16 protein-coding genes are annotated in these 19,275 nt (G+C 68.9%); all 16 read left to right on the forward strand.

The features are described 5' to 3' along the window. Window positions 1-55: 55 nt before the first annotated feature. Window positions 56-1,027 (forward strand): ribonuclease III, encoded by a 972-nt coding sequence (gene rnc / locus EV675_RS14960; protein ID WP_130358151.1) that lies wholly within the window; start codon window positions 56-58, stop codon window positions 1,025-1,027. A 2-nt stretch (window positions 1,028-1,029) separates the two neighbouring features. Beyond that, the gene (gene era, locus EV675_RS14965) at window positions 1,030-1,929 is read left to right on the forward strand and encodes a GTPase Era (RefSeq protein WP_130358152.1); all 900 of its coding nucleotides are present in this window, start codon (window positions 1,030-1,032) and stop codon (window positions 1,927-1,929) included. Further along, the gene (gene recO, locus EV675_RS14970; RefSeq protein WP_130358153.1) at window positions 1,922-2,857 is read left to right on the forward strand and encodes a DNA repair protein RecO; all 936 of its coding nucleotides are present in this window, start codon (window positions 1,922-1,924) and stop codon (window positions 2,855-2,857) included. Before era ends, recO begins: the two co-directional genes overlap by 8 nt. A 32-nt stretch (window positions 2,858-2,889) precedes the next feature. Continuing rightward, window positions 2,890-3,636 carry a pyridoxine 5'-phosphate synthase gene (gene pdxJ / locus EV675_RS14975; protein WP_130358154.1) on the forward strand — a complete coding sequence of 249 codons (747 nt, stop codon included), beginning with the start codon at window positions 2,890-2,892 and terminating at the stop codon, window positions 3,634-3,636. Then, window positions 3,636-4,067 (forward strand): holo-ACP synthase, encoded by a 432-nt coding sequence (acpS, locus tag EV675_RS14980; RefSeq protein ID WP_130358155.1) that lies wholly within the window; start codon window positions 3,636-3,638, stop codon window positions 4,065-4,067. Before pdxJ ends, acpS begins: the two co-directional genes overlap by 1 nt. Window positions 4,068-4,078: 11 nt before the next feature. Continuing rightward, a complete protein-coding gene (gene nagZ / locus EV675_RS14985) occupies window positions 4,079-5,140 on the forward strand; it encodes a beta-N-acetylhexosaminidase (protein WP_130358156.1) in 1,062 nt (353 codons plus the stop codon). 14 nt (window positions 5,141-5,154) lie between these two features. Then, window positions 5,155-7,080 carry an excinuclease ABC subunit UvrC gene (uvrC, locus tag EV675_RS14990; RefSeq protein ID WP_423213228.1) on the forward strand — a complete coding sequence of 642 codons (1,926 nt, stop codon included), beginning with the start codon at window positions 5,155-5,157 and terminating at the stop codon, window positions 7,078-7,080. Between the two features lie 59 nt (window positions 7,081-7,139). Continuing rightward, window positions 7,140-7,709 (forward strand): CDP-diacylglycerol--glycerol-3-phosphate 3-phosphatidyltransferase, encoded by a 570-nt coding sequence (pgsA, locus tag EV675_RS14995; protein WP_130358157.1) that lies wholly within the window; start codon window positions 7,140-7,142, stop codon window positions 7,707-7,709. A gap of 85 nt (window positions 7,710-7,794) precedes the next feature. Next, the gene (locus tag EV675_RS15000; RefSeq protein WP_130360115.1) at window positions 7,795-9,009 is read left to right on the forward strand and encodes an MFS transporter; all 1,215 of its coding nucleotides are present in this window, start codon (window positions 7,795-7,797) and stop codon (window positions 9,007-9,009) included. A 456-nt stretch (window positions 9,010-9,465) separates the two neighbouring features. Beyond that, window positions 9,466-13,107 carry an AfsR/SARP family transcriptional regulator gene (locus tag EV675_RS15005; protein WP_165404620.1) on the forward strand — a complete coding sequence of 1,214 codons (3,642 nt, stop codon included), beginning with the start codon at window positions 9,466-9,468 and terminating at the stop codon, window positions 13,105-13,107. A 184-nt stretch (window positions 13,108-13,291) separates the two neighbouring features. Beyond that, entirely contained in the window at window positions 13,292-14,635 is a 1,344-nt protein-coding gene (locus EV675_RS15010; RefSeq protein WP_130358159.1) for an aromatic ring-hydroxylating oxygenase subunit alpha, read from the forward strand. A gap of 12 nt (window positions 14,636-14,647) precedes the next feature. Beyond that, window positions 14,648-15,190: a 3-phenylpropionate/cinnamic acid dioxygenase subunit beta gene (locus tag EV675_RS15015; RefSeq protein ID WP_130358160.1), complete on the forward strand. Its 543-nt coding sequence runs from the start codon at window positions 14,648-14,650 to the stop codon at window positions 15,188-15,190. 16 nt (window positions 15,191-15,206) lie between these two features. Then, complete coding sequence (locus EV675_RS15020; RefSeq protein WP_130358161.1) at window positions 15,207-16,184, forward strand: Bug family tripartite tricarboxylate transporter substrate binding protein; 978 nt, start codon at window positions 15,207-15,209, stop codon at window positions 16,182-16,184. Window positions 16,185-16,187: 3 nt separating this feature from the next. Beyond that, the gene (locus EV675_RS15025; RefSeq protein WP_130358162.1) at window positions 16,188-16,421 is read left to right on the forward strand and encodes a hypothetical protein; all 234 of its coding nucleotides are present in this window, start codon (window positions 16,188-16,190) and stop codon (window positions 16,419-16,421) included. Further along, window positions 16,418-17,701, forward strand: coding sequence for a 4-aminobutyrate--2-oxoglutarate transaminase (gene gabT, locus EV675_RS15030; RefSeq protein WP_130358163.1), 1,284 nt, complete (start codon window positions 16,418-16,420; stop codon window positions 17,699-17,701). Before EV675_RS15025 ends, gabT begins: the two co-directional genes overlap by 4 nt. Continuing rightward, window positions 17,698-19,263, forward strand: a complete 1,566-nt coding sequence (locus tag EV675_RS15035) for an acetolactate synthase large subunit (protein ID WP_130358164.1) — start codon at window positions 17,698-17,700, stop codon at window positions 19,261-19,263. The genes gabT and EV675_RS15035 overlap by 4 nt, the downstream gene beginning before the upstream one ends. The last annotated feature ends 12 nt before the right edge of the window (window positions 19,264-19,275 follow it).

Below are 19,275 nucleotides of genomic sequence, written 5' to 3' on the forward strand. Positions count from 1 at the left end.
CTACCTCCGCCTGTCGCACCCCACTGCAAGCGCCCGCCGCGCGTAGGGGGGAGCCATGACCCTCGAGACCAGCCTCGCCTACAACTTCAAGAACAAGAGCCTCCTGGAGCAGGCGCTGACGCATCGCAGCCATAGCAGCCGGCACAACGAACGCCTGGAGTTCCTGGGCGACAGCGTGCTGAATTGCGCGATCGCGTCCCTGCTGTATGACCGCTTCGCCCGCATCGACGAAGGCGATCTGTCCCGCCTGCGGGCAAACCTGGTCAAGCAGGCGTCGCTGGCGGACATCGCGCAGCGGGTGGAGCTGTCGCGCTTCCTGCGGCTGGGCGAAGGCGAGCTGAAAAGCGGCGGTTTCCGCCGGCCGTCCATCCTGGCCGACACGCTCGAGGCCATCTTCGGCGCCATCTTCATGGATGGCGGCTTCGACGCGGCCAGCGCGGTGATTGCCCGCCTCTACAAGCCCGTGCTCGAGACCGTCGATCCGAAGACGCTGGGCAAGGACGCTAAGACGTTGCTGCAGGAATACCTGCAGGGCCGCAAGATCGCGCTGCCGGTCTATACGGTGGTGGCCACGCATGGCGCGGCCCACAGCCAGGAATTCGAGGTCGAGTGCGCCATTCCCAAGCTGGATGTGCAGGTGGTCGGCATAGGCGGCAGCCGCCGCGCCGCCGAGCAGGCGGCCGCCAAGCAGGCGCTGGAGGCGGCGCTGGCCGCCAACCCGACGCCCGCCAAGCGCTCGCCGCGCGCGCGCAAGACGGCCCAGTTGTCGCTGCCGGTGGCCGTGGCGCAGGAAGTGCCGGACGAGCCCGTCACCGCCGCCAAGGCAGAGGCGGGCGCCGTTGCGGTCCCGGCCAAGGCTCCCGCGACCGAAGCGCCGGTCGCCAAGATCACCTCCATCCAGGCGGCCGAAGGCAAGGCCCCGGTCCCGGCGGCCGTCCCCCGCAAAGAACCCCAGGCGGCACCTCCGGTGCCGCAGCCCGTGGGCGAGACCCTGTCCGCCTCGGGACAGCCCGCCGTCAAGAAATGACCATGTCTTCTGATTCCTCCGCCGCCAGCCGTTGCGGTTTCGTCGCCATCGTCGGCCGGCCCAACGTGGGCAAGTCGACCCTGCTGAACGCGCTGATCGGCGCCAAGGTCAGCATCGTCTCGCGCAAGGCGCAGACCACGCGCCACCGCATCCACGGCGTCTTCACGCGTGGTCCCGAGCAATTCGTGTTCGTCGACACGCCCGGTTTCCAGACCCGCCACGGCGGCGCGATGAACCGCATGATGAACCGGGTGGTAACCCAGGCGCTGGCCGACGTGGACGTCGTGGTGCACGTGGTCGAGGCCGGCAAGTGGTCCGAGGGCGATGCCAACCTGCTGCCGCTGCTGCCGGCGCGGGCGCGGCGCATCCTGGCCGTGAACAAGACCGACCTGCTCAAGGACCGCGACGCGCTGTTTCCCTACGTGACGCGCCTCATGGCGCTGCATCCCTACGATGCCGTGGTGCCGGTCAGTGCCGCCAAGTCGCGCCAGCTCGACCATCTGCTGGACGAGATCGCCAAGGGCCTGCCCGAAGGCGAGCCCATGTTCGAGGAAGACACCCTGACCGACCGGCCGGTGCGCTTCATTGCCAGCGAACTCATCCGCGAGAAGATCTTCCGCCTGGTCGGCGACGAGCTGCCCTACGGCTCCACCGTGGTCATCGAGCAATGGGAAGAGCAGCCCCGCGTGACCCGCATCGCTGCCTGCGTGATCGTCGACCGCGACAGCCACCGGCCCATCCTGCTGGGCACGGGCGGCGAACGGATGAAGCGCATCGCCACCGAGGCCAGGCAGGACATCGCCAAGCTGATCGACAAGCCGGTGCACCTGGAAATCTACGTGAAGGTGCGCAAGGGCTGGGCCGAGCGCGAAAGCGCGCTGCGCGACCTGGGTTATGAGTAATTCCCGGGATCCCGTGGCGCCGGACGAGATCTTGCCCGACGCCGCAGGATCGCTGTTCCGGCGGACGCCCCTGGCGGCCGCTCCCGCGCCGGCCAGGCAGGCGCGCCCGCGCGGCCGCGGGAACCGGGTGGACGATGTTCCCGCCTTCCTGATCCACAGCTATCCCTATCGCGAAACCTCGCTGATCCTGGACGTATTCACGCGTTCCCACGGGCGGCTGGCGCTGGTGGCCAAGGGCGCGAAGCGGCCGCATTCGGCGCTGCGGCCGGTGCTGATCGCCTTCCAGCGGCTGAGCCTGTCCTGGAGCGGCGCTGGCGAGATCAAGACCCTGGTGCGGGCCGAGTGGTCCGGGGCCCCGCAGCGCCTGCAGGGCGCGGCAGCCATGTCGGGCTGGTACCTGAACGAACTGCTGTTGCGCCTGCTGGGGCGCGACGATCCCCACGAGTCCCTGTACGACGCCTATGTCGACGCGCTGGCCCGCCTGGCCGCGCATCCCCGGCTGTCCAGCGCCTTGCGGGAGTTCGAATGGCGGCTGCTGTGCGAAATCGGCTATGGCTTCGATCCGGCGGCCACGGGTGCCGACGAGCCGGTGCGGGCGGGGGGGCGCTACCGTGTTCCGCTGGAGGCGGGACCGGAGCTGGAAGAGCCCGAGACCCCGCAACTGGGCACGCCCATCACCGGCGAATCGCTGCTGGCACTGGCCGCGGGCCGCTTCGACGATGTGGCCGCCGAGCCCGAGCTGCGCCGCTTGCTGCGAGAGCGGCTGGACTATCATATGAATGGCCGGCCGATGGCGACGCGGCAGGTCCTGCGCGACCTGAGGAGTTATCCCCCCCTGCGCGCTGACGCGCGCCCCCCGGGGGGCGATGCGGGTGGACCGGCGGAGCCGGATCCAACGTATCCCGGAAAACCGCCGATTGACAGGTGAGGGGGCTGAATGGATGGAGTTGTTGGATATCTATGATTGATCTGGGCGTCAATATCGACCACGTGGCGACGCTGCGGCAGCAGCGGCACGTGTCCTATCCCGATCCGGTCCGGGCCGCGCTGGTGGCCGAGGAAGCCGGGGCGGATCTGATCACGCTGCATCTGCGCGAGGACCGCCGGCATATCCAGGATGCCGACGTCGAGAGCCTGCGCGGCAAGCTGCGCACGCGCATGAACCTGGAGTGCGCGATCACGGCGGAGATGCTGGAGATCGCCTGCCGGATCCGGCCGCAGGATGTCTGCCTGGTGCCCGAGAAGCGCCAGGAACTGACCACCGAAGGCGGGCTGGACGTGCTGGGCCATTTCGACGACGTGCAGGCCGCCGTGTCGAGGCTGCACGATGCCGGCATCCGGGTGTCGCTGTTCATCGATCCACAGTCTGACCAGATCGAGGCGGCCGCCCGTACGGGCGCGACCGTGATCGAACTGCACACCGGCGCGTACGCCGAGGCCGTGGCGGATGCGGCGCAGCGCGAGCTGGCGCGCATCCGGGACGCGGTGGCGGTCGGGCTCAGACAGGGCCTGCGGGTCAACGCGGGCCATGGATTGCACTACGACAACGTGCAGCCGGTCGCGGCCCTGGACGGCATCGCCGAGTTGAACATCGGCCACGCCATCATCGCCCAGTCCGTGTTCTGCGGCCTGGAGGCGGCGGTGCGCGAGATGAAGGCCCTGATGGTGACCGCGCGCGCCGGCGCGGCCCAGAGGCCGGCGCATTGATGCCCGAGTCGCCGCGCGACGGCGCGCTGCCCGCCCTGGCCGGCATCGGCATCGACCTGCTGCGGGTCGAGCGCATCGAGCAGGCCCTGGCCCGCCGCGGCGACCGCTTCGCGCAGAAGATCCTGGGCGCCGAGGAATTCGCGAAGTTCACCGCGCGCAGGAACCGCGACCCGCAGCGCGGCGTGCGTTTCCTGGCCACCCGCTTTGCCGCCAAGGAGGCCTTTTCCAAGGCCGTGGGACTGGGCATGCGCATGCCCATGACCTGGCGCCGCATGCAGACGCTCAACGCTCCCGGCGGACGGCCCATCGTGGTGCTGGCCGAACCGCTCAAGACCTGGTACGAGGCGCGCTTCGGCGCCGCCCACGTGTCGCTGACCGACGAACACGACATGGTCGCCGCCTACGTCATCGTCGAGACGCGGCGCCCGTGACGCATCCCATCATGACTGCATCCCTTGCTTCCTCGTTTGCCCCCGGCCCCGTGATGGTGGACGTGGCGGGTTTCGAACTGACCGCCGCCGAGGCCGGGCGGCTGCGCCATCCGCTGGTGGGCGGGGCGATCCTGTTCGCCCGCAATTTCCGCGACCGGGCGCAACTGGCCCGGCTGACCGCCGACATCCATGCCGCGCGCGGCGAGCCGCTGCTGATCGCCGTCGATCACGAGGGCGGACGGGTCCAGCGTTTCCGCAGCGACGGCTTCACCGCGCTGCCGCCCATGCGCGCCCTGGGCCGCCTGTGGGAAAGCGATCCGCTCGAAGCCATGCGCGTGGCGACCGATACGGGCCGCGTGCTGGCCGCCGAACTGCGGGCCTGCGGCGTGGACCTGAGCTTCACGCCGGTGCTGGACCTGGATTTCGGCGAAAGCCGCGTCATCCGCGACCGCTCCTTCCACCGCGATCCGCGCGTGGTGGCCATGCTGGCCCGGGCGCTGATCCAGGGGCTGGCGCTGGCCGGCATGTCCGCCTGCGGCAAGCATTTCCCCGGCCACGGTTTCGCCGCGGCCGATTCCCACTACGAGATCCCGGTGGACGACCGTTCGCTGGACGAGGTGCTGGACGAGGACGCGCAACCCTATCGCTGGCTGGGCGACGCCATCCTGGGCGCGGTGATGCCGGCCCACGTGATCTATCCCAAGGTCGACAAGTCGCCCGCCGGGTTCTCGCGCAAATGGGTGACGACCGTGCTGCGCAAGCGCCTGCAGTACGGCGGCGTGGTGTTCTCCGACGATCTCACGATGGAAGGCGCCGCGGTGGCGGGCGACATCCATGGCCGGGCGATGGCCGCGCTGCGCGCGGGCTGCGACATGGTGCTGGTCTGCAACCGGCCCGATCTGGCGGACGACCTGCTGGGCCGGCTCGACTGGGCCCAGGATCCGGCCTCGGTGGCGCGCATCCGTGCGCTCAAGCCGAAATTCGCCGCCCCGGACTGGCAGGCGCTGACGGCCGATCCGGCCTACCGCAAGGCCCGCAAGGCGGTCCAGGCGCTGGCGCGGGCCGGCGCCTGAGGGAAGGGCGGGACATGGCCGGCCGCAAGAAGGACGAGACCCAGGCCCCGGAGATGCCGGCGCAGCCGGACGCGCCCGAGGCGCTCCAGGCCGCGCCCGCGCCGGCAGCCCTGGAAGACGCTCCGGAGCCCTTCGACATCAAGTCCTTCCTGGCGCAGCTTCCGCACCTGCCGGGCGTGTACCGGCACATCAACGCGGAAGGCGAGGTGATGTACGTCGGCAAGGCGCGCGATCTGAAGAAGCGCGTGTCTTCGTATTTCCAGAAGCAGGTCGGCAGCCCGCGCATCGCGCACATGCTGGCCCGGGTGACGCGCGTCGAGGTCACCGTGACGCGCTCCGAGGCCGAGGCCCTGCTGCTGGAAAACAACCTGATCAAGTCGCTGGCGCCGCGCTACAACATCCTGTTCCGCGACGACAAGTCCTACCCCTACCTGAAGGTCAGCGGCCACGCTTTCCCGCGCATCGCCTACTACCGTGGGGCCACCGACCGCGCCAACCAGTATTTCGGCCCGTTTCCCAACGTGTGGGCGGTGCGCGAAAGCATACAGATCCTGCAGAAGGTCTTCCGCCTGCGCACCTGCGAGGACACCGTCTTCGCCAACCGCTCGCGGCCCTGTCTGCTCTACCAGATCCATCGCTGTTCCGGCCCCTGCGTGGGCCTGGTCTCGCCCGAGGACTACGCGCGGGACGTGGACCGCGCCACGCAGTTCCTGCGCGGCCAGACCCAGGCCGTGCTGACGGATATCGAGAAGCGGATGTTCTCCGCGTCGCAGGAGATGCGCTTCGAGGAAGCGGCCGTCCTGCGCGACCAGTTGTCGGCGCTGTCCCGCGTGCTGCACCAGCAGACCATGGAAGGGGGCAGCGGCGATACCGACGTGATCGCGGTCGACATGCAGGGGGGCAAGGTCTGCGTGAACCTGGCGATGATACGGGGCGGGCGCCACCTGGGGGACAAGGCTTTCTTCCCCACGCACACCGACGGCGATTCGCCGGCCGAGGTGCTGGAGGCCTTCATGTCCCAGCACTACATCGACCGTGCCCTGCCGGGCACCATCGTGGTGTCGCATCCCTTGCCCGATGCCGACCTGGTGGCGATGCTGGCGGAGCAGGCCGGATCGAAGGTCAATCTGGTCAAGCAGCCGCAGGGCGTGCGCAAGAGCTGGCTCGAACAGGCCAGGAAGAACGCCGAACTGGCGCTGGCGCGCGTGCTGGCCGAGGCCGGGTCGCAGCAGGCGCGCACCGCCGCGCTGGCCCAGGTGCTGGGCATAGACGCCGACGAGGCCGCGCTGGAAACCCTGCGCATGGAGTGCTTCGACATCAGCCACACGGCGGGCGAGGCGACGCAGGCCTCGTGCGTGGTCTATCACCACCACGCGATGCAGCCCAAGGAGTATCGTCGCTACAATATCGACGACATCACCGGTGGCGACGACTATGCGGCCATGCGGCAGGTGCTGACCCGTCGCTACGAGAAAATCGCCGATGGGGGCGGGATCATGCCCGACGTCGTGCTGATCGACGGCGGCAAGGGGCAGGTCGAAATCGCCCGCCAGGTGTTCGCCGAACTCGGGCTGGACATCGGCCTGCTGGTCGGCGTCGCCAAGGGGGAAGGGCGCAAGGTCGGCCTGGAAACGCTGATCTTCGCCGACGGCCGCGAGCCGCTGGCGCTGGGGGGCGAGTCCGCCGCATTGATGCTGGTCGCGCAGATCCGCGACGAGGCACACCGGTTCGCCATCACCGGCATGCGGGCGCGGCGGGCCAAGACCCGCAACGTGTCGCGGCTGGAGGAAATCGAGGGCGTCGGCGCCAAGCGCCGGCAGCGTCTGCTGGCGCGCTTCGGCGGCCTGCGCGGCGTGGTCTCGGCCAGCGTGGAGGACCTGGCGTCCGTCGAGGGCATCTCCCTGGAGCTGGCCGAGCGCATCCACCGGCAATTGCACTAGGGCCTGTCCACAGCCAGCCTTCCCGAGAACTTTTCCCCGTAGCCTGTTAGCATTCGACCATGCCTCTGAACCTGCCGATTATCCTGACCTGGGTACGGATCGCGATGATCCCGCTGGTCGTCAGCGTGTACTACGTACCGGAGCATGTGCTGCCCACGGCCGTGCGCGATGCGGTGGCCACGGGCATGTTCATCTTCGCCGCGCTGACGGACTGGCTGGACGGCTGGCTGGCGCGGCGGCTGAACCAGACTTCATCGTTCGGCGCCTTCCTGGACCCCGTGGCCGACAAGCTCATGGTCAGCGCGGCGTTGCTCGTGCTGCTGAACCTGGGGCGGGTCGACGCCATGATCGCCCTGGTCATCATCGGCCGCGAGATCACCATTTCGGCCCTGCGCGAGTGGATGGCCAAGATCGGCGCCAGCACCAGCGTTGCCGTGCACTGGCTGGGCAAGTTCAAGACCGCGGCGCAGATGACCGCCATCCCCTGCCTGCTGTATGGCGGACGGGTATTCGGCATCGACGTGCTGTGGTGGGGATCGCGGCTGATCGAGATCGCCGCCGTGCTGACGGTGTGGTCGATGATGTATTACCTGCAGCGGGCCTGGCCGGTCATCCGGCGGTCAACGTAGGGCGCCGGTACAGGCAGAATTGGCGGCGCAGGCCGCAAAGCAAGAAGCAGGAGACGACGTGCAGCAAGTATTGGCCGCCCCCGGGATGAAGTTCGCCCGGCGCAGGCTCGACTGGAAAGTCATCGGACTGGTGGGAATCGCCCATGCCAGCTCCCATTTCTTCCAACTGGTGATTCCTTCGCTGTTCGCGCCGCTGGCGACGGAGTTCGGACTGGGGTTCGCCGAACTGGGCGTCCTGGTCGCGGTGTTCTATGCGATCTCGGGCGTGGGCCAGGCCAGCTCCGGCTTCGTGGTGGACCGGGCGGGCGCGCGCCCCGTCCTGTGGTTCGGCCTGGCCTGCTTCGTCGCGGCGGGCCTGCTGCTGGGACTGGCCAGCAGCTACGGCTGGCTGATGGCGGCAGCCGTGGTGGCCGGCATCGGCAACTCGGTCTTCCACCCCGTCGATTTCTCCATCCTCAACCGGCGCGTCAGCAGCCCCCGCCTGGGGCACGCCTTCAGCGCGCACGGCATCACCGGCAACCTGGGCTGGGCCACCACGCCGATATTCATCACGACGCTCACCCACCTGTTCAACTGGCGCGTCGCCGCCTTCGGCGCGGGCCTGCTGGTGGCGATCATCCTGACCATGACGGTGGTGGGCCGGCGCCTGCTGGCGGTGGAGGCGGCGCGCCGGCCGGTCCGCGGGCGCCGCCTGGAAGCGGCTCCGGCGGGCACCTCGCTGGGGGCGCTGCTGGCCAATCCCGTGGTCTGGGGCGCCTTCCTGTTCTTCATGTTCTCGTCCGTCGCGATCTCGGCGGTCCAGAACTACACCATCCCCATCCTGGGATCCATCTACGGCATCTCCAGCGTGACCGCCAGCACCGCGCTGTCCGGCTACATGGTGGCCGGTGCCTGCGGCATGGTGCTGGGAGGTTTCCTGGTTTCCAGCGGGCCCCACAGCGAGCGCATCGTCGGTATGTCCTTCGTGGCGGCCGGCGCGCTGCTGGCGCTGCTGGCCATGGGCTGGCTGCCGATGGCGGCGGCGGTACCCTGCGTGGCCCTGGCGGGGCTGTGCGCGGGCGTCGCCGGCCCGTCGCGGGACATGCTGGTGCGCCGCGTCACGCCGCGCGGCGCCACGGGTTCGGTCTACGGGCTGGTCTATTCCGGCATGGACACGGGCTCGGCGCTGGCGCCGCTCGCCTTCGGCGTCATGCTGGACGCCGGTCTGCGCCAGGGACCCTATCTGGGCGCGTTTCTTGCGTTCTGCCTGGCGGCCTTCTTTGCCGCGCTGATCGCCGCCAAGGCCCGGCGCGCGCACTGACGGGCCCCACGCCCACCGGAAGAGGGGCTTCCCCCGCCTGCGGCGGGCTTCCCGGCCTTCCCCTCTTTGTGGTCGCAAAACCGACTGAAACATGTTGCACATGCCAAACTCGCATGGTTGTGACATTCTTTTCAATTAGAAAAGATTTACGGGGCGATAGTCCCTGGCACGCGGCCTATAAATGATGTATTTAAATCACTTTAGAACGGTGTAAAGAACCAGGAAAAAAACTCCGGCATGCTCGGCCCGAACCAGGCCGTCACGCATGAACCGTAAGCCGGGAGTCGACCGGGAGGCAAGCCCGGCGGGCCTTCCCACGATGCGACTCCCTTCAGATTTCTATTGCGCGGCATCCCAGAAGCTATGCGATCTTCGCTTTCTTTGTACCTGTTGGGGCCCCTGGCCATGGAGAGCGCGGATGGACCGCTTTCCATCCGTTACAACAAGGCGAGAGCGTTGCTGGCGTACCTGGCGCTGGAGGGGGGCTTCCACACGCGCGAGGCGCTCGCCTTCCTGCTCTGGCCCGACGCCAGCGTGCAGGCGGGCCGCGAAAACCTGCGGCGCATGCTGTTCCTGCTGAAGGACGCGCTCAAGCCCGATGCCATCGAAAGCAGCCGCGACGTGCTGCGGCTGCGGGCCGAGGCCGGGCTGTGGACCGACGTAGGGGCCTTTACCTCCGTCCTGGACAGCGAGCAGCGCGCCCTGGCCATGGGCGCGGTCATCGATGCCGAACGCATCGCCCACGCGGTGGCGCTGTATCGCGGCGAGTTCCTCCAGGGGCTGGAGCTGGACGATGCGCCCGATTTCGGCAATTGGGTGCAGATGCGACGCGAGCAGTATCACCAGCGCTATCTCCAGGCCCTGGGAATGCTGGTCGAAAGCCACGAGCGGGAGGGGAACCTTCAAGCGGGCATCGAATGCGCCGAGCAATGGGTGGCCGTGGCGCCGCTGGACGACGCGGCCTGGCACCAGATGCTGCGCCTGCTGGTGAAGGCAGGCCAGCTGGACCGGGCAAGACGGGAATTCCAGCGCTACCGCCACCTGCTCGACATGGAGCTGGGCACCACGCCGGACGCCGCCGTGGCGGCGCTGCTGGAGGCGCCCGCCGCGGGTCGCGAGGCCGGTACGCGCCGGCAGGCGCCGCTGGGAGAGCGGCGCCAATTGACCGTGCTGTCGTGCGAGTTCGAGGTGACCGGAGAGCCGGAGGACATCGCCGAGGTCCAGCGCCAGTTGATGGGTTGTTGCGAACCGACGCTGCGGGCCGCGGGCGCCCACGTGGTGCGCATGCCCAGCGGCCTGCTGGGTTATTTCGGCTATCCCTTCGCGCAAGAAGATGCCGCGCGGCGCGCCGTGACGGCGGCGCTGCTTTGCCACAACAGCATCTGGTCGCGGCAGTGGGGCGACGAATCGACCAACCTGCCGGTGCGCGCTGCCCTGGGCGTGCATACCGGCATCGCCATCAGTTCCACCGAGAACGACGTGCCCGACGCCGGCGGCATGGTGTCGCGCCTGGCCTTCCAGCTTGGCGCCCTGGCCGGAGGGGCCGGCGTGGCCGTGAGCGATGTCACCCTGCACCTGTTGGGCGATGGATACAGCACCGAACCGGCGGGACAGCTGACCGACCGTTCCCGCGGGGTCGAAGTGGAGGTGTTCCTGGTCAGCGGCCAATGTTCCCCGCAACGGCCGGAAGCGGCGCGCGCGTTCTGCGGGCGGGACGAGGAAATGGCGCGGCTGGTCGACGCGTATCACCGTGGAGGGGGCTACGTCGGCCTGGTGCGCGGCGAGGCCGGACTCGGCAAGTCCTTCCTGGTCGAGCATTTCTGCGACACGCTGCAGGTCGAGCGCGTGGTCCTGCAATGCTCGTCCGAGCTCAGGCAGATGCCCTACCATCCCTTCGTGCGCTGGATGCGCGCCTGGCGCGAGCGCCTGGCCGCCGATCAGCCGGGCCTGCCCGAAAGCGCGGAGCGCATACTCGACGCGATCAGCGAGCGCATGCTGGCCGGCGCGCAGATGGGCACGCCAGGCCCCGGCGGCGTGGACGAAATCGGCCCCCTGTGCCATGAGCTGCTGCGCGTGATGGTGCCGCCGGGCGGCGTGGTCTGCTTCGACGACGTGCATTGGGCCGACCCGTCCACGCGCGACGTCCTGGCGCTGCTGGTGGAGCGTCCCCTGCCGGACAGGATGCTGCTGATCACCGCCCGGCCCGAGTTCGTGCCGCCCTGGAAGCATTCGGTCGAGGTCGACCAGCTCGACCTCGGGCCCATGGACGATTTCGCGGTCGTCGACCTGGTCCATGCGGTGGCCGAGGGCAAGGACATCGACGCGGACCTGCTGCGCGACATCATCAAGCTTTCCGAAGGGATACCGCTGTACGCCGAGGAACTGACGCGCGACGTGCTGGCGGAGCGGCGCGATCCCGTCGCGCCCTGGTCGCTGCCGGCCTCGCTGCAGGACCTGCTGATGTCCCGCATCGACAGCGTGGGCAGGGCGCGCCACGTTGCGCAGTTCGCCTCGGTCGTGGGGGGCGACTTCACGCTGGACCTGCTGGCCGAAGCCACGGGCGAGCCGCGCGCCGAACTGGCCGAGGCGCTTGCCATCATGCTGCGCCAGAACATCATCGTGCGCTGCGACGAGAAGGCCTACGCCTTCCGCCACGCCCTGCTGCGCGAGGCGGCCTATCAGTCGCAGACCCGGGTGGCGCGCGTCCAGGCGCACGCGCGCCTGGCCCGGCGGCTCGAATCGAGCCTGGCCGAGGGCAATCCCGAGGTGCTGGCCTGGCACTACTCCGGCGCCGGCAGCCGCGCGCCGGCGGTCAAGTACCTGCTGGAGGCGGCACGCAAGGCGGCCGCGCAGTGCGCCTACCGCGAGGCCGTCAGCTACTACCGCAGCGCCCTGGAATGGTTCGAGCGCCAGGGCGAGGGCATAGACGCCATCATGGAGGAATTGCGCATCCGGATGGAATTCGGCATCCAGTTGTGCGCGCTCTACGGCTTCGGTTCCGAGCAGGCGGTGGAGACTTTCCGGTCGGCGCTGACCCTGGCGCAGCCGCTGGGCGACGATCCCCGGCTGTTCCCGATCTATTGGGGGCTGTGGACCAGCGCCAGCTCGTGGGCCAACTTCTCGATGACGTTGACGCTGGCGGAAACGCTGCTGCGGATGGCGGTCGCGGCCGAGGATCCCAATCTGCTGTCGCACGCGTACTATGCGCGGGGCTACAGCTATTTCTTCCTGGGGCGCTTCGCCGAGGCGGTGGCGGATCTCGAACACGGCGCCAAGGCCTACCAGCCCCAGCATGCCAACCTGGTCCTGGGCGAGGATGCCCGCGTCACCAACCTGGCCGTCCTGTCCATCGCCTGCTGGCACACCGGCCGGATCGAGGAGGCCTTGCAGGCCTCGCGCGAATCGGTGGCCCATGCGCGCCGGATCGGCCACCGCTATTCGCTGCTGTACGCGCTGGTGTCGGCCACCGAGCTGCATCGCCTGAACCGCGAGGTCGACGATGTCGCCACCCTGTCGTCCGAGGCGCTGCAGATCGCGCGCGAGATGGGAACGCCATTGTGGGCCGTCTGCGCCGAGACCAGCGAGGCCTGGGTCAAGGCCGTGCGCGGCGATGCTTCGGCGCTGGGGGAGATGGCCTCGTGCGTCCAGCGGATTCCCGCCATCATGAAGGGCATCGCGCCGCTGCTGGTCGCGCGCTGGACCGACGCGTGCGACCTGGTCGAGGACGTGGGCGCGGGGCTCGACGCCACGGCGCACGGGCTGCGCGAGGTCACGCAGACCCAGGCCCGCTACGTGCAGTCCGAATTCGAGCGCATCCGGGGCAAGCAGCTGTTCCGCCAGGGGCAGCCGGCCAGCGTGTTCCGGCCCTGGCTGGAGCGGGCGCTGGCCACCGCCTGCGCGCTGGACTCTCCGCCGCTGGCGCTGCGCGCGCTGACCAACCTGGTGCGCTATGCCTGCCCCATCCCCAGTTCCGACCACATGGCCCTGATGGCCCGCATGATGGCGCGCGTGCAGGGCGGCGAGCGGCTGTGGGAGGTCCGCGCCGCGCGCGGCCTGCTGTCCCGCTATGGGGCGCAGATGGCCCATTCCCTGCGTTGACGGTGTCCCGCCGCCCCGGCCGCGCGGGCCCGATATTCACGTCAGCCATACCCGGTATGGCTGGGCCTGCGTAGACACCCGAAGGCCTCGTCTCTACCTTAGACACATGTCCGGCAGGACGCCGGCGCGCCATCCGGCCGCGCCCGCATCCCCGCCGCCGTTCACGCAATCCGGAGAACGATACATGAGTCGGAAGTGGTCCCCGCAGCAACTGGTCGATGCCGAGCTGGGCACGGTCAGCCGAGAAGTCTACGTCAATCAGGACATTTTCCAGGAAGAGCTGGAACAGATCTTCTCCCGCGCCTGGCTGTTCGTCGGGCACGAGAGCATGGTGCCCAATCCCGACGATTACTTCGTCAGCCGGATGGGCAACGATTCGGTCATCCTGACCCGCGACCGCCAGGGCCAGCTCCAGGTCCTGCTCAACAGCTGCCTGCACCGCGGCATGCGGCTGTGCCGCTACGACCAGGGCAACAACCGCACCTTCACCTGTCCCTATCACGGCTGGAGCTATTCCACCGACGGCAAGCTGGTCGAGCGGGCCGGCGAACTGGTGGGCGTGCCGGGTTTCAAGACCCACTACTACGGCGAACTGGACAAGAAGAACTGGGGCCTGAAGTCGGTGGCCAAGCTGGTCAACTACAAGGGCACGATCTGGGCGACCTGGGACGAAAACGCGCCATCGTTCGAAGCGTACCTGGGCGACATGAAGCTGTACCTGGACTTCGCCCTGGACCATCGCGACGGCAGCCCGGGCGGGTCGGAGATGATAGGCGGCGTGCAGAAGTGGCGCATTCCCTGCAACTGGAAGACCGCGGCCGAGAACTTCAACGCCGATCTCTATCATGACATCAGCCACCGCTCGGTGGATGTCGTGGGCATCGGGCCCGGCGGCAAGGGCCGGCGCGACCCCACGCCGAACCGGGTGTCGATTTCCTTCAAGGACCTGGGGCACGGGCTGGTCGGGCGCGCGCCGTACTACGAGGAAAATCCCTATACGCCCATCTTCGCCAACTATCCCGAGGTGGAGCAGTACTACCGCAAGGTGTACGAGGAACGCGAGAAGAATCTGGCCGGCACCATGCGCGTGCTGCACAGCGTGGGCACCGTGTTTCCCAACATGGCCGTGCACGGCCGCCAGCCGCGCACCATCGCGGTGTTCCATCCGGTCAGCGCGACCGAGACCGAGATGTGGCGCATCTATCTCGTGGACAAGGACGCCCCGCAGGAGGTGAAGGACGCGGCGCGCGCCTATTACCTGCGCTACTCGGGCCCGGGCGGCATGACCGAGTCCGACGACATGGAGAACTGGTGCTACGCCACCGAGTCGAGCACCGGCACCATCGCCCGCACGCTGCACTACAACTACCAGATGGGCATCGGGCACGCCAAGCCGGTCCCGGGCCTGCGCGGCGCGGTGACCACGGGCGAGTTCACCGAAGAGAACAACCGGAACTATTACGCGAGATGGGCGCAGTTCATGGAAGGGCGCTCGTGGGACGACCTCATGCCCACCTACGACGAATAAGCGGAGCGCGCCATGACCGACACTCACCTGAATCCCGACCACGCCTTCCTGCTGCGCGAGGTCGAACAGTTCTTCTACCGCGAGGCCGATCTGCTGGACGAGCGCCGCTTCGACGAATGGCTGACCCTGCTGCACGAGGACATCCGCTACTGGATGCCCATCGCGCGCAACGTCAGGCGCGACAACCGCGAGCGCGAACGTACCCGGGAGGGCGTGGAGGCCGCGTGGTTCGACGAGGGCCTGACGACCCTGCGCCAGCGGGTCGAGCAGATCAACACCGGCATGCACTGGGCCGAGGAGCCCGCTTCGCGCACTTCGCACCTGCTGACCAACGTACGCATCCTGGAGACGTCCGGCGCCGGGTTGGACGAGGAAATTCGGACGCGTTCGCGTTTCATCGTCTACCAGAACCGCCTGGACACCGAGGTCGCCTGGTTCGTCGGCAAGCGCAACGACACGCTGCGCCGCACGGAAACGGGCTGGAAGGTCCTGCGGCGCGAGATCCTGCTGGACCAGACCGTGCTGCTGGGCAAGGCGTTGACCGTCTTCTTCTGACTGGGGGTATCGAAACATGGATCGTCGAGATGTGCTGAAGATGCTGGCGGGCGCCGCGGCGCTGGGCGGCTGCCCCGCGTGGGCCCAGGACGGTTTCCCGTCGCGCATGATGAAGGTCGTGGTCGCCTACCCGCCGGGAGGCGTGACCGACATTGCCGGGCGGCTGATGGCGGAAATCCTGAGCAAGGAGTTCGGCAAGCCCGCCATCGTCGAGAACAAGGGCGGCGGCACGGGCACGATCGCCCAGCAATATGTGCTGCAACAGCCGCACGACGGCCACGTCCTGCTGTCGGGCGGCCTGGGCGGCCTGATCCTGCCCGTCATCCTGAATCCCAATCTGCCGGTGGACCCCCAGGCCAGTTTCACGCCGGTGGCACAGGTGGCGGAATTCGTCAACGTGCTGCTGGTGGGGCGCGATGTGAAGGCGCGCAACGTGAGCGAACTGATCGAGTACGCCAAGGCCAACCCCGGCAAGCTGAACTACGCCACCAACGGCGTGGGCACTTCGGCCCATTTCACTTCGGAGCTGTTCAACCTCCAGGCCGGCACCAAGGTGATCCACATTCCGTACCGGTCCAGCGGCGAGGTCATCTCGGGCCTGCGCAATGGCGATGTGCACATGGCGTTTGCCAACGCGCCCGCCGTCAACGCCCTGGTCAAGGCCGGCACGCTGCGCGCCATCGCGGTGTCCAGCGCGCGGCGCACCAAGGAACTGCCCGACGTGCCGACCATGCTGGAGTCGGGCATGCCGGACTTCGTCGTGACCAGCTGGCTTGGCGCCTACGCGGCCGCCGGCACGCCGCCCGACGTCATCCGCAAACTGGGCGAGGTCATCGTGCGCGGCGCGCAGCAGCCCGAGAACGTGCAGCGCTTCGAGACCGTGGGCTTCCAGGTGGCGACCAAGGATGCCGCCGCCTATGCCGCCTTCAACCGGGCCGAACTGGCGCGGTGGAAGGAAGTGGCGCGGCTGGCGAATATCCGCGCCGAAGGGTGAAGCATGAGCGGACACAACGCGCTGAATCTGATCGACATCAAGCCGGGAGCCCGGCTGCGGACCAACGAGGGCGCCGTCGTCGAACTGATCGAGAACCCGCAGGACGGGGTCTGGCTGATCTGCCGCTACGTGGAGCACCCGTCCGAACCGGAGCTGGTCGGCGATGACGAACGGACCGTGTTCGCGCAGGACATCGTCGACATGGCCGATGGCCATCAACAAGGAGAAGGGTCGTGACCGCTAGCTGGACCGACAGGAAGAACGCGGCCTGTCCGCGGGGCGTGGGCCTGGTGACCGAAATCTATGCCACGCAGGCGTCGGGCAGCGAGCTGACCGACGAGGCGGGCCGCCGCTACATCGATTTCGCCGGCGGCATAGGCGTGCTGAACGTCGGCCATCGTCATCCCCGGGTCGAGACCGCCATCGTCGAGCAGGCGCGGCGCTTCACGCATACCTGCTACCAGGTGGTGCCCTACGCTTCCTACGTGACGCTGGCCGAGCGCCTGAACGCGCTGGTGCCGGGCGACTTCGCGAAGAAGACGGTTTTCTTCACCACCGGGGCGGAAGCGGTGGAGAACGCGGTCAAGATCGCCCGCGCGGCCACCGGCAGGACCGCCATCATCGGTTTTACCGGCGCTTTCCATGGACGCACGATGATGGGCCTGGCACTGACCGGCAAGGTTGCGCCCTACAAGACCGGCTTCGGTCCGTTCCCGGGGGACGTCTACCGCGTGCCGTTCCCGTCCGCCGATACGCCGGAGGCGGTGGCCCGTTCCCTGGCCGCGCTGGAGGACCTGCTGCGCTACGACGTCGAGGCCGCGCGCGTGGCGGCCATCGTGATCGAGCCGGTGCAGGGCGAGGGCGGTTTCCTGCCCGCGCCGCCGGCGCTGATGCGCGGCCTGCGCGCGCTGTGCGACCGGCACGGCATGCTGCTGATCGCCGACGAGATCCAGTGCGGCATGGGGCGTACCGGCGCGATGTTCGCGATGGAGCATTTCGGCGTGGCGGCCGACCTGACCACGGTGGCCAAGAGCCTGGCCGGCGGCATGCCGCTGTCGGCGGTGGTCGGGCGCGCCGAGGTCATGGACGCCGTGGCGCCTGGCGGCCTGGGCAGCACCTATGCCGGCGCGCCGCTGGCGGTGGCTGCCGCGCATGCCGTGCTGGATGTGTTCGAACAGGAAAACCTGCTCGAGGCCGGCAACCGGCTGGCCCGCGCGATGCGCGAGCGGCTGGAGGCGGCGCGCGCCCGGCATCGCTGCATCGGCCAGGTGCGCGGCCTCGGGCCCATGCTGGCCATGGAGCTGCTGGACGAGCAGGGGCGGCCGTCGGCGGCGCTGGCCCAGGCCGTGCGCGAGCATGCGCTGGCGCGTGGGCTGATCCTGCTGGTTTGCGGCAGCCACGGCAACGTGATCCGTTTCCTGTTTCCGCTCAATACCCCCATGCCCTTGTTCGAACAGGGTCTGGACATCATCGACGCGGCGCTGGCCGAGGCGACGCGGCAGGAGCTGGTGGCATGAACGCTTCCCCACGGCAGACCGGCGCCGAATGGCTGCTGCGCAGCGCCGCCGCCTCGGGCATCGAGGTCTGTTTCGCCAACCCCGGCACGACCGAACTACCCTTCGTCGGCGCGATGGATGCCGTGCCGCAGGTGCGGCCCGTCCTGTGCGCCTTCGAGGGCGTATGCTCGGGCGCGGCCGACGGCTACTACCGCATGCGCGGCACGCCCGCGATGACGCTGACCCATCTCGGGCCGGGCTTCGCCAACGCCATCGCCAACCTGCACAACGCCCGCCGCGCCGGCTCATCGGTCTACAACGTGATCGGCGAACACATGTCGTGGCATGTGGAGGCCGACCCGCCGCTGGCCAGCGACATCGAATCGCTGGCGCGGCCCGTGTCGGCCGGCGTCTACCGGGCCGATTCGCCGGCCTCGCTGGTGATGTCGGCACGCCAGTCGCTGGCCAACGCGATGGCGCCGAAGGGGGGCATCCACACCCTGATCCTGCCCATGGACCTGCAGGCGACGACGATGGACGAACCCGTCTTCGCCGCCCGCGTGGCGGACGCGCCGGCGGTGCTGGAGGCCGGCCTGGTCGAACAGGTGGCGGCCCATGTCGCCGCGGGCAGGAAGACCTTGCTGCTGCTGGGTGGAGACGCCCTGCACGAACCGGCGCTGATGGAGGCGCTGCGGTTCCGCGACCTGGCCAACGTCGAGGTCGTGGGCGAGACCTTTCCCGCGCGCAGCGAACACGGCGGCGGCCTGCCGGCCATTCGCCGCTTCAATCCCGCGGCCGAACAGGCCCATGCCTATCTGCTGGGTTTCGAACTCGTGGCGCTGGTCGGCGCCCGGCGTCCGGTGGCGTTCTTCGGCGTGGAGGGCTATCCCAGCTATCTGGGCGATCCGGCGCGCATGGTCGAGCTGTGTCAGGAAGGGCGGGGCGGCGCCGCTACGCTGGCGGAGCTGGCCGACGTGCTGAAGCTGGCCCGGCGCGGTCTGGAGCCGGTCGAACGCGTGACCGACCAGGACCTGGGCGAGAGCCTGACGCCCGAGAGCGCGGCTCGGGTGGTGGCCGCCTGGCTGCCGGACCAGGCCATCATCTCGGCCGAGGGCAAGACCCTGGCCTTTCCCTTCAACGCCATTGCCGCGCGGACCTCTCGCCATGCCAGCATCGTGCTGACGGGCGGCGCGATCGGGCAGGGCATTCCGGCCGCGTTCGGCGCCGCCATCGCCGCGCCGGAGCGCAAGGTCGTGGGCCTGCAATCGGACGGCAGCGCGCTTTACACGGTGCAGGCCCTGTGGTCGATGGCGCGCGAGAACGTGGACGCGACCATCCTCATCGCCTCCAACCGCCGCTACAACATCCTGATCGACGAGATGCGCCGCAACGGCTACGAGCTTTCCTCGCCGCCGGTACGCGACCTGCTGCAACTGTCGCGTCCCGAGCTGGACTGGCTGGGCATGGCCGCGGGCTTCGGCGTGCAGGCCGAACGCGCGACGACGGTAAGCGAACTGCGACGGTCGTTCCGGCGGGCCATGGCCGAGCGCGGGCCGCGCCTGATCGAGGTCATGCTGCCTTGAGCGGCGCCAGCC

The organism is Pigmentiphaga kullae (genome assembly GCF_004216695.1).
GTDB classification, from domain to species: Bacteria; Pseudomonadota; Gammaproteobacteria; order Burkholderiales; family Burkholderiaceae_B; genus Pigmentiphaga; species Pigmentiphaga kullae.

Bases quoted from the DNA above. Each gene is read 5' to 3' on its own strand.
- rnc (WP_130358151.1), top strand. From the start codon at position 56: ATGACCCTCGAGACCAGCCTCGCCTACAACTTCAAGAACAAGAGCCTC.
- era (WP_130358152.1), top strand. From the start codon at position 1,030: ATGTCTTCTGATTCCTCCGCCGCCAGCCGTTGCGGTTTCGTCGCCATC.
- recO (WP_130358153.1), top strand. From the start codon at position 1,922: ATGAGTAATTCCCGGGATCCCGTGGCGCCGGACGAGATCTTGCCCGAC.
- pdxJ (WP_130358154.1), top strand. From the start codon at position 2,890: ATGATTGATCTGGGCGTCAATATCGACCACGTGGCGACGCTGCGGCAG.
- acpS (WP_130358155.1), top strand. From the start codon at position 3,636: ATGCCCGAGTCGCCGCGCGACGGCGCGCTGCCCGCCCTGGCCGGCATC.
- nagZ (WP_130358156.1), top strand. From the start codon at position 4,079: ATGACTGCATCCCTTGCTTCCTCGTTTGCCCCCGGCCCCGTGATGGTG.
- uvrC (WP_423213228.1), top strand. From the start codon at position 5,155: ATGGCCGGCCGCAAGAAGGACGAGACCCAGGCCCCGGAGATGCCGGCG.
- pgsA (WP_130358157.1), top strand. From the start codon at position 7,140: ATGCCTCTGAACCTGCCGATTATCCTGACCTGGGTACGGATCGCGATG.
- EV675_RS15000 (WP_130360115.1), top strand. From the start codon at position 7,795: ATGAAGTTCGCCCGGCGCAGGCTCGACTGGAAAGTCATCGGACTGGTG.
- EV675_RS15010 (WP_130358159.1), top strand. From the start codon at position 13,292: ATGAGTCGGAAGTGGTCCCCGCAGCAACTGGTCGATGCCGAGCTGGGC.
- EV675_RS15015 (WP_130358160.1), top strand. From the start codon at position 14,648: ATGACCGACACTCACCTGAATCCCGACCACGCCTTCCTGCTGCGCGAG.
- EV675_RS15020 (WP_130358161.1), top strand. From the start codon at position 15,207: ATGGATCGTCGAGATGTGCTGAAGATGCTGGCGGGCGCCGCGGCGCTG.
- EV675_RS15025 (WP_130358162.1), top strand. From the start codon at position 16,188: ATGAGCGGACACAACGCGCTGAATCTGATCGACATCAAGCCGGGAGCC.
- EV675_RS15035 (WP_130358164.1), top strand. From the start codon at position 17,698: ATGAACGCTTCCCCACGGCAGACCGGCGCCGAATGGCTGCTGCGCAGC.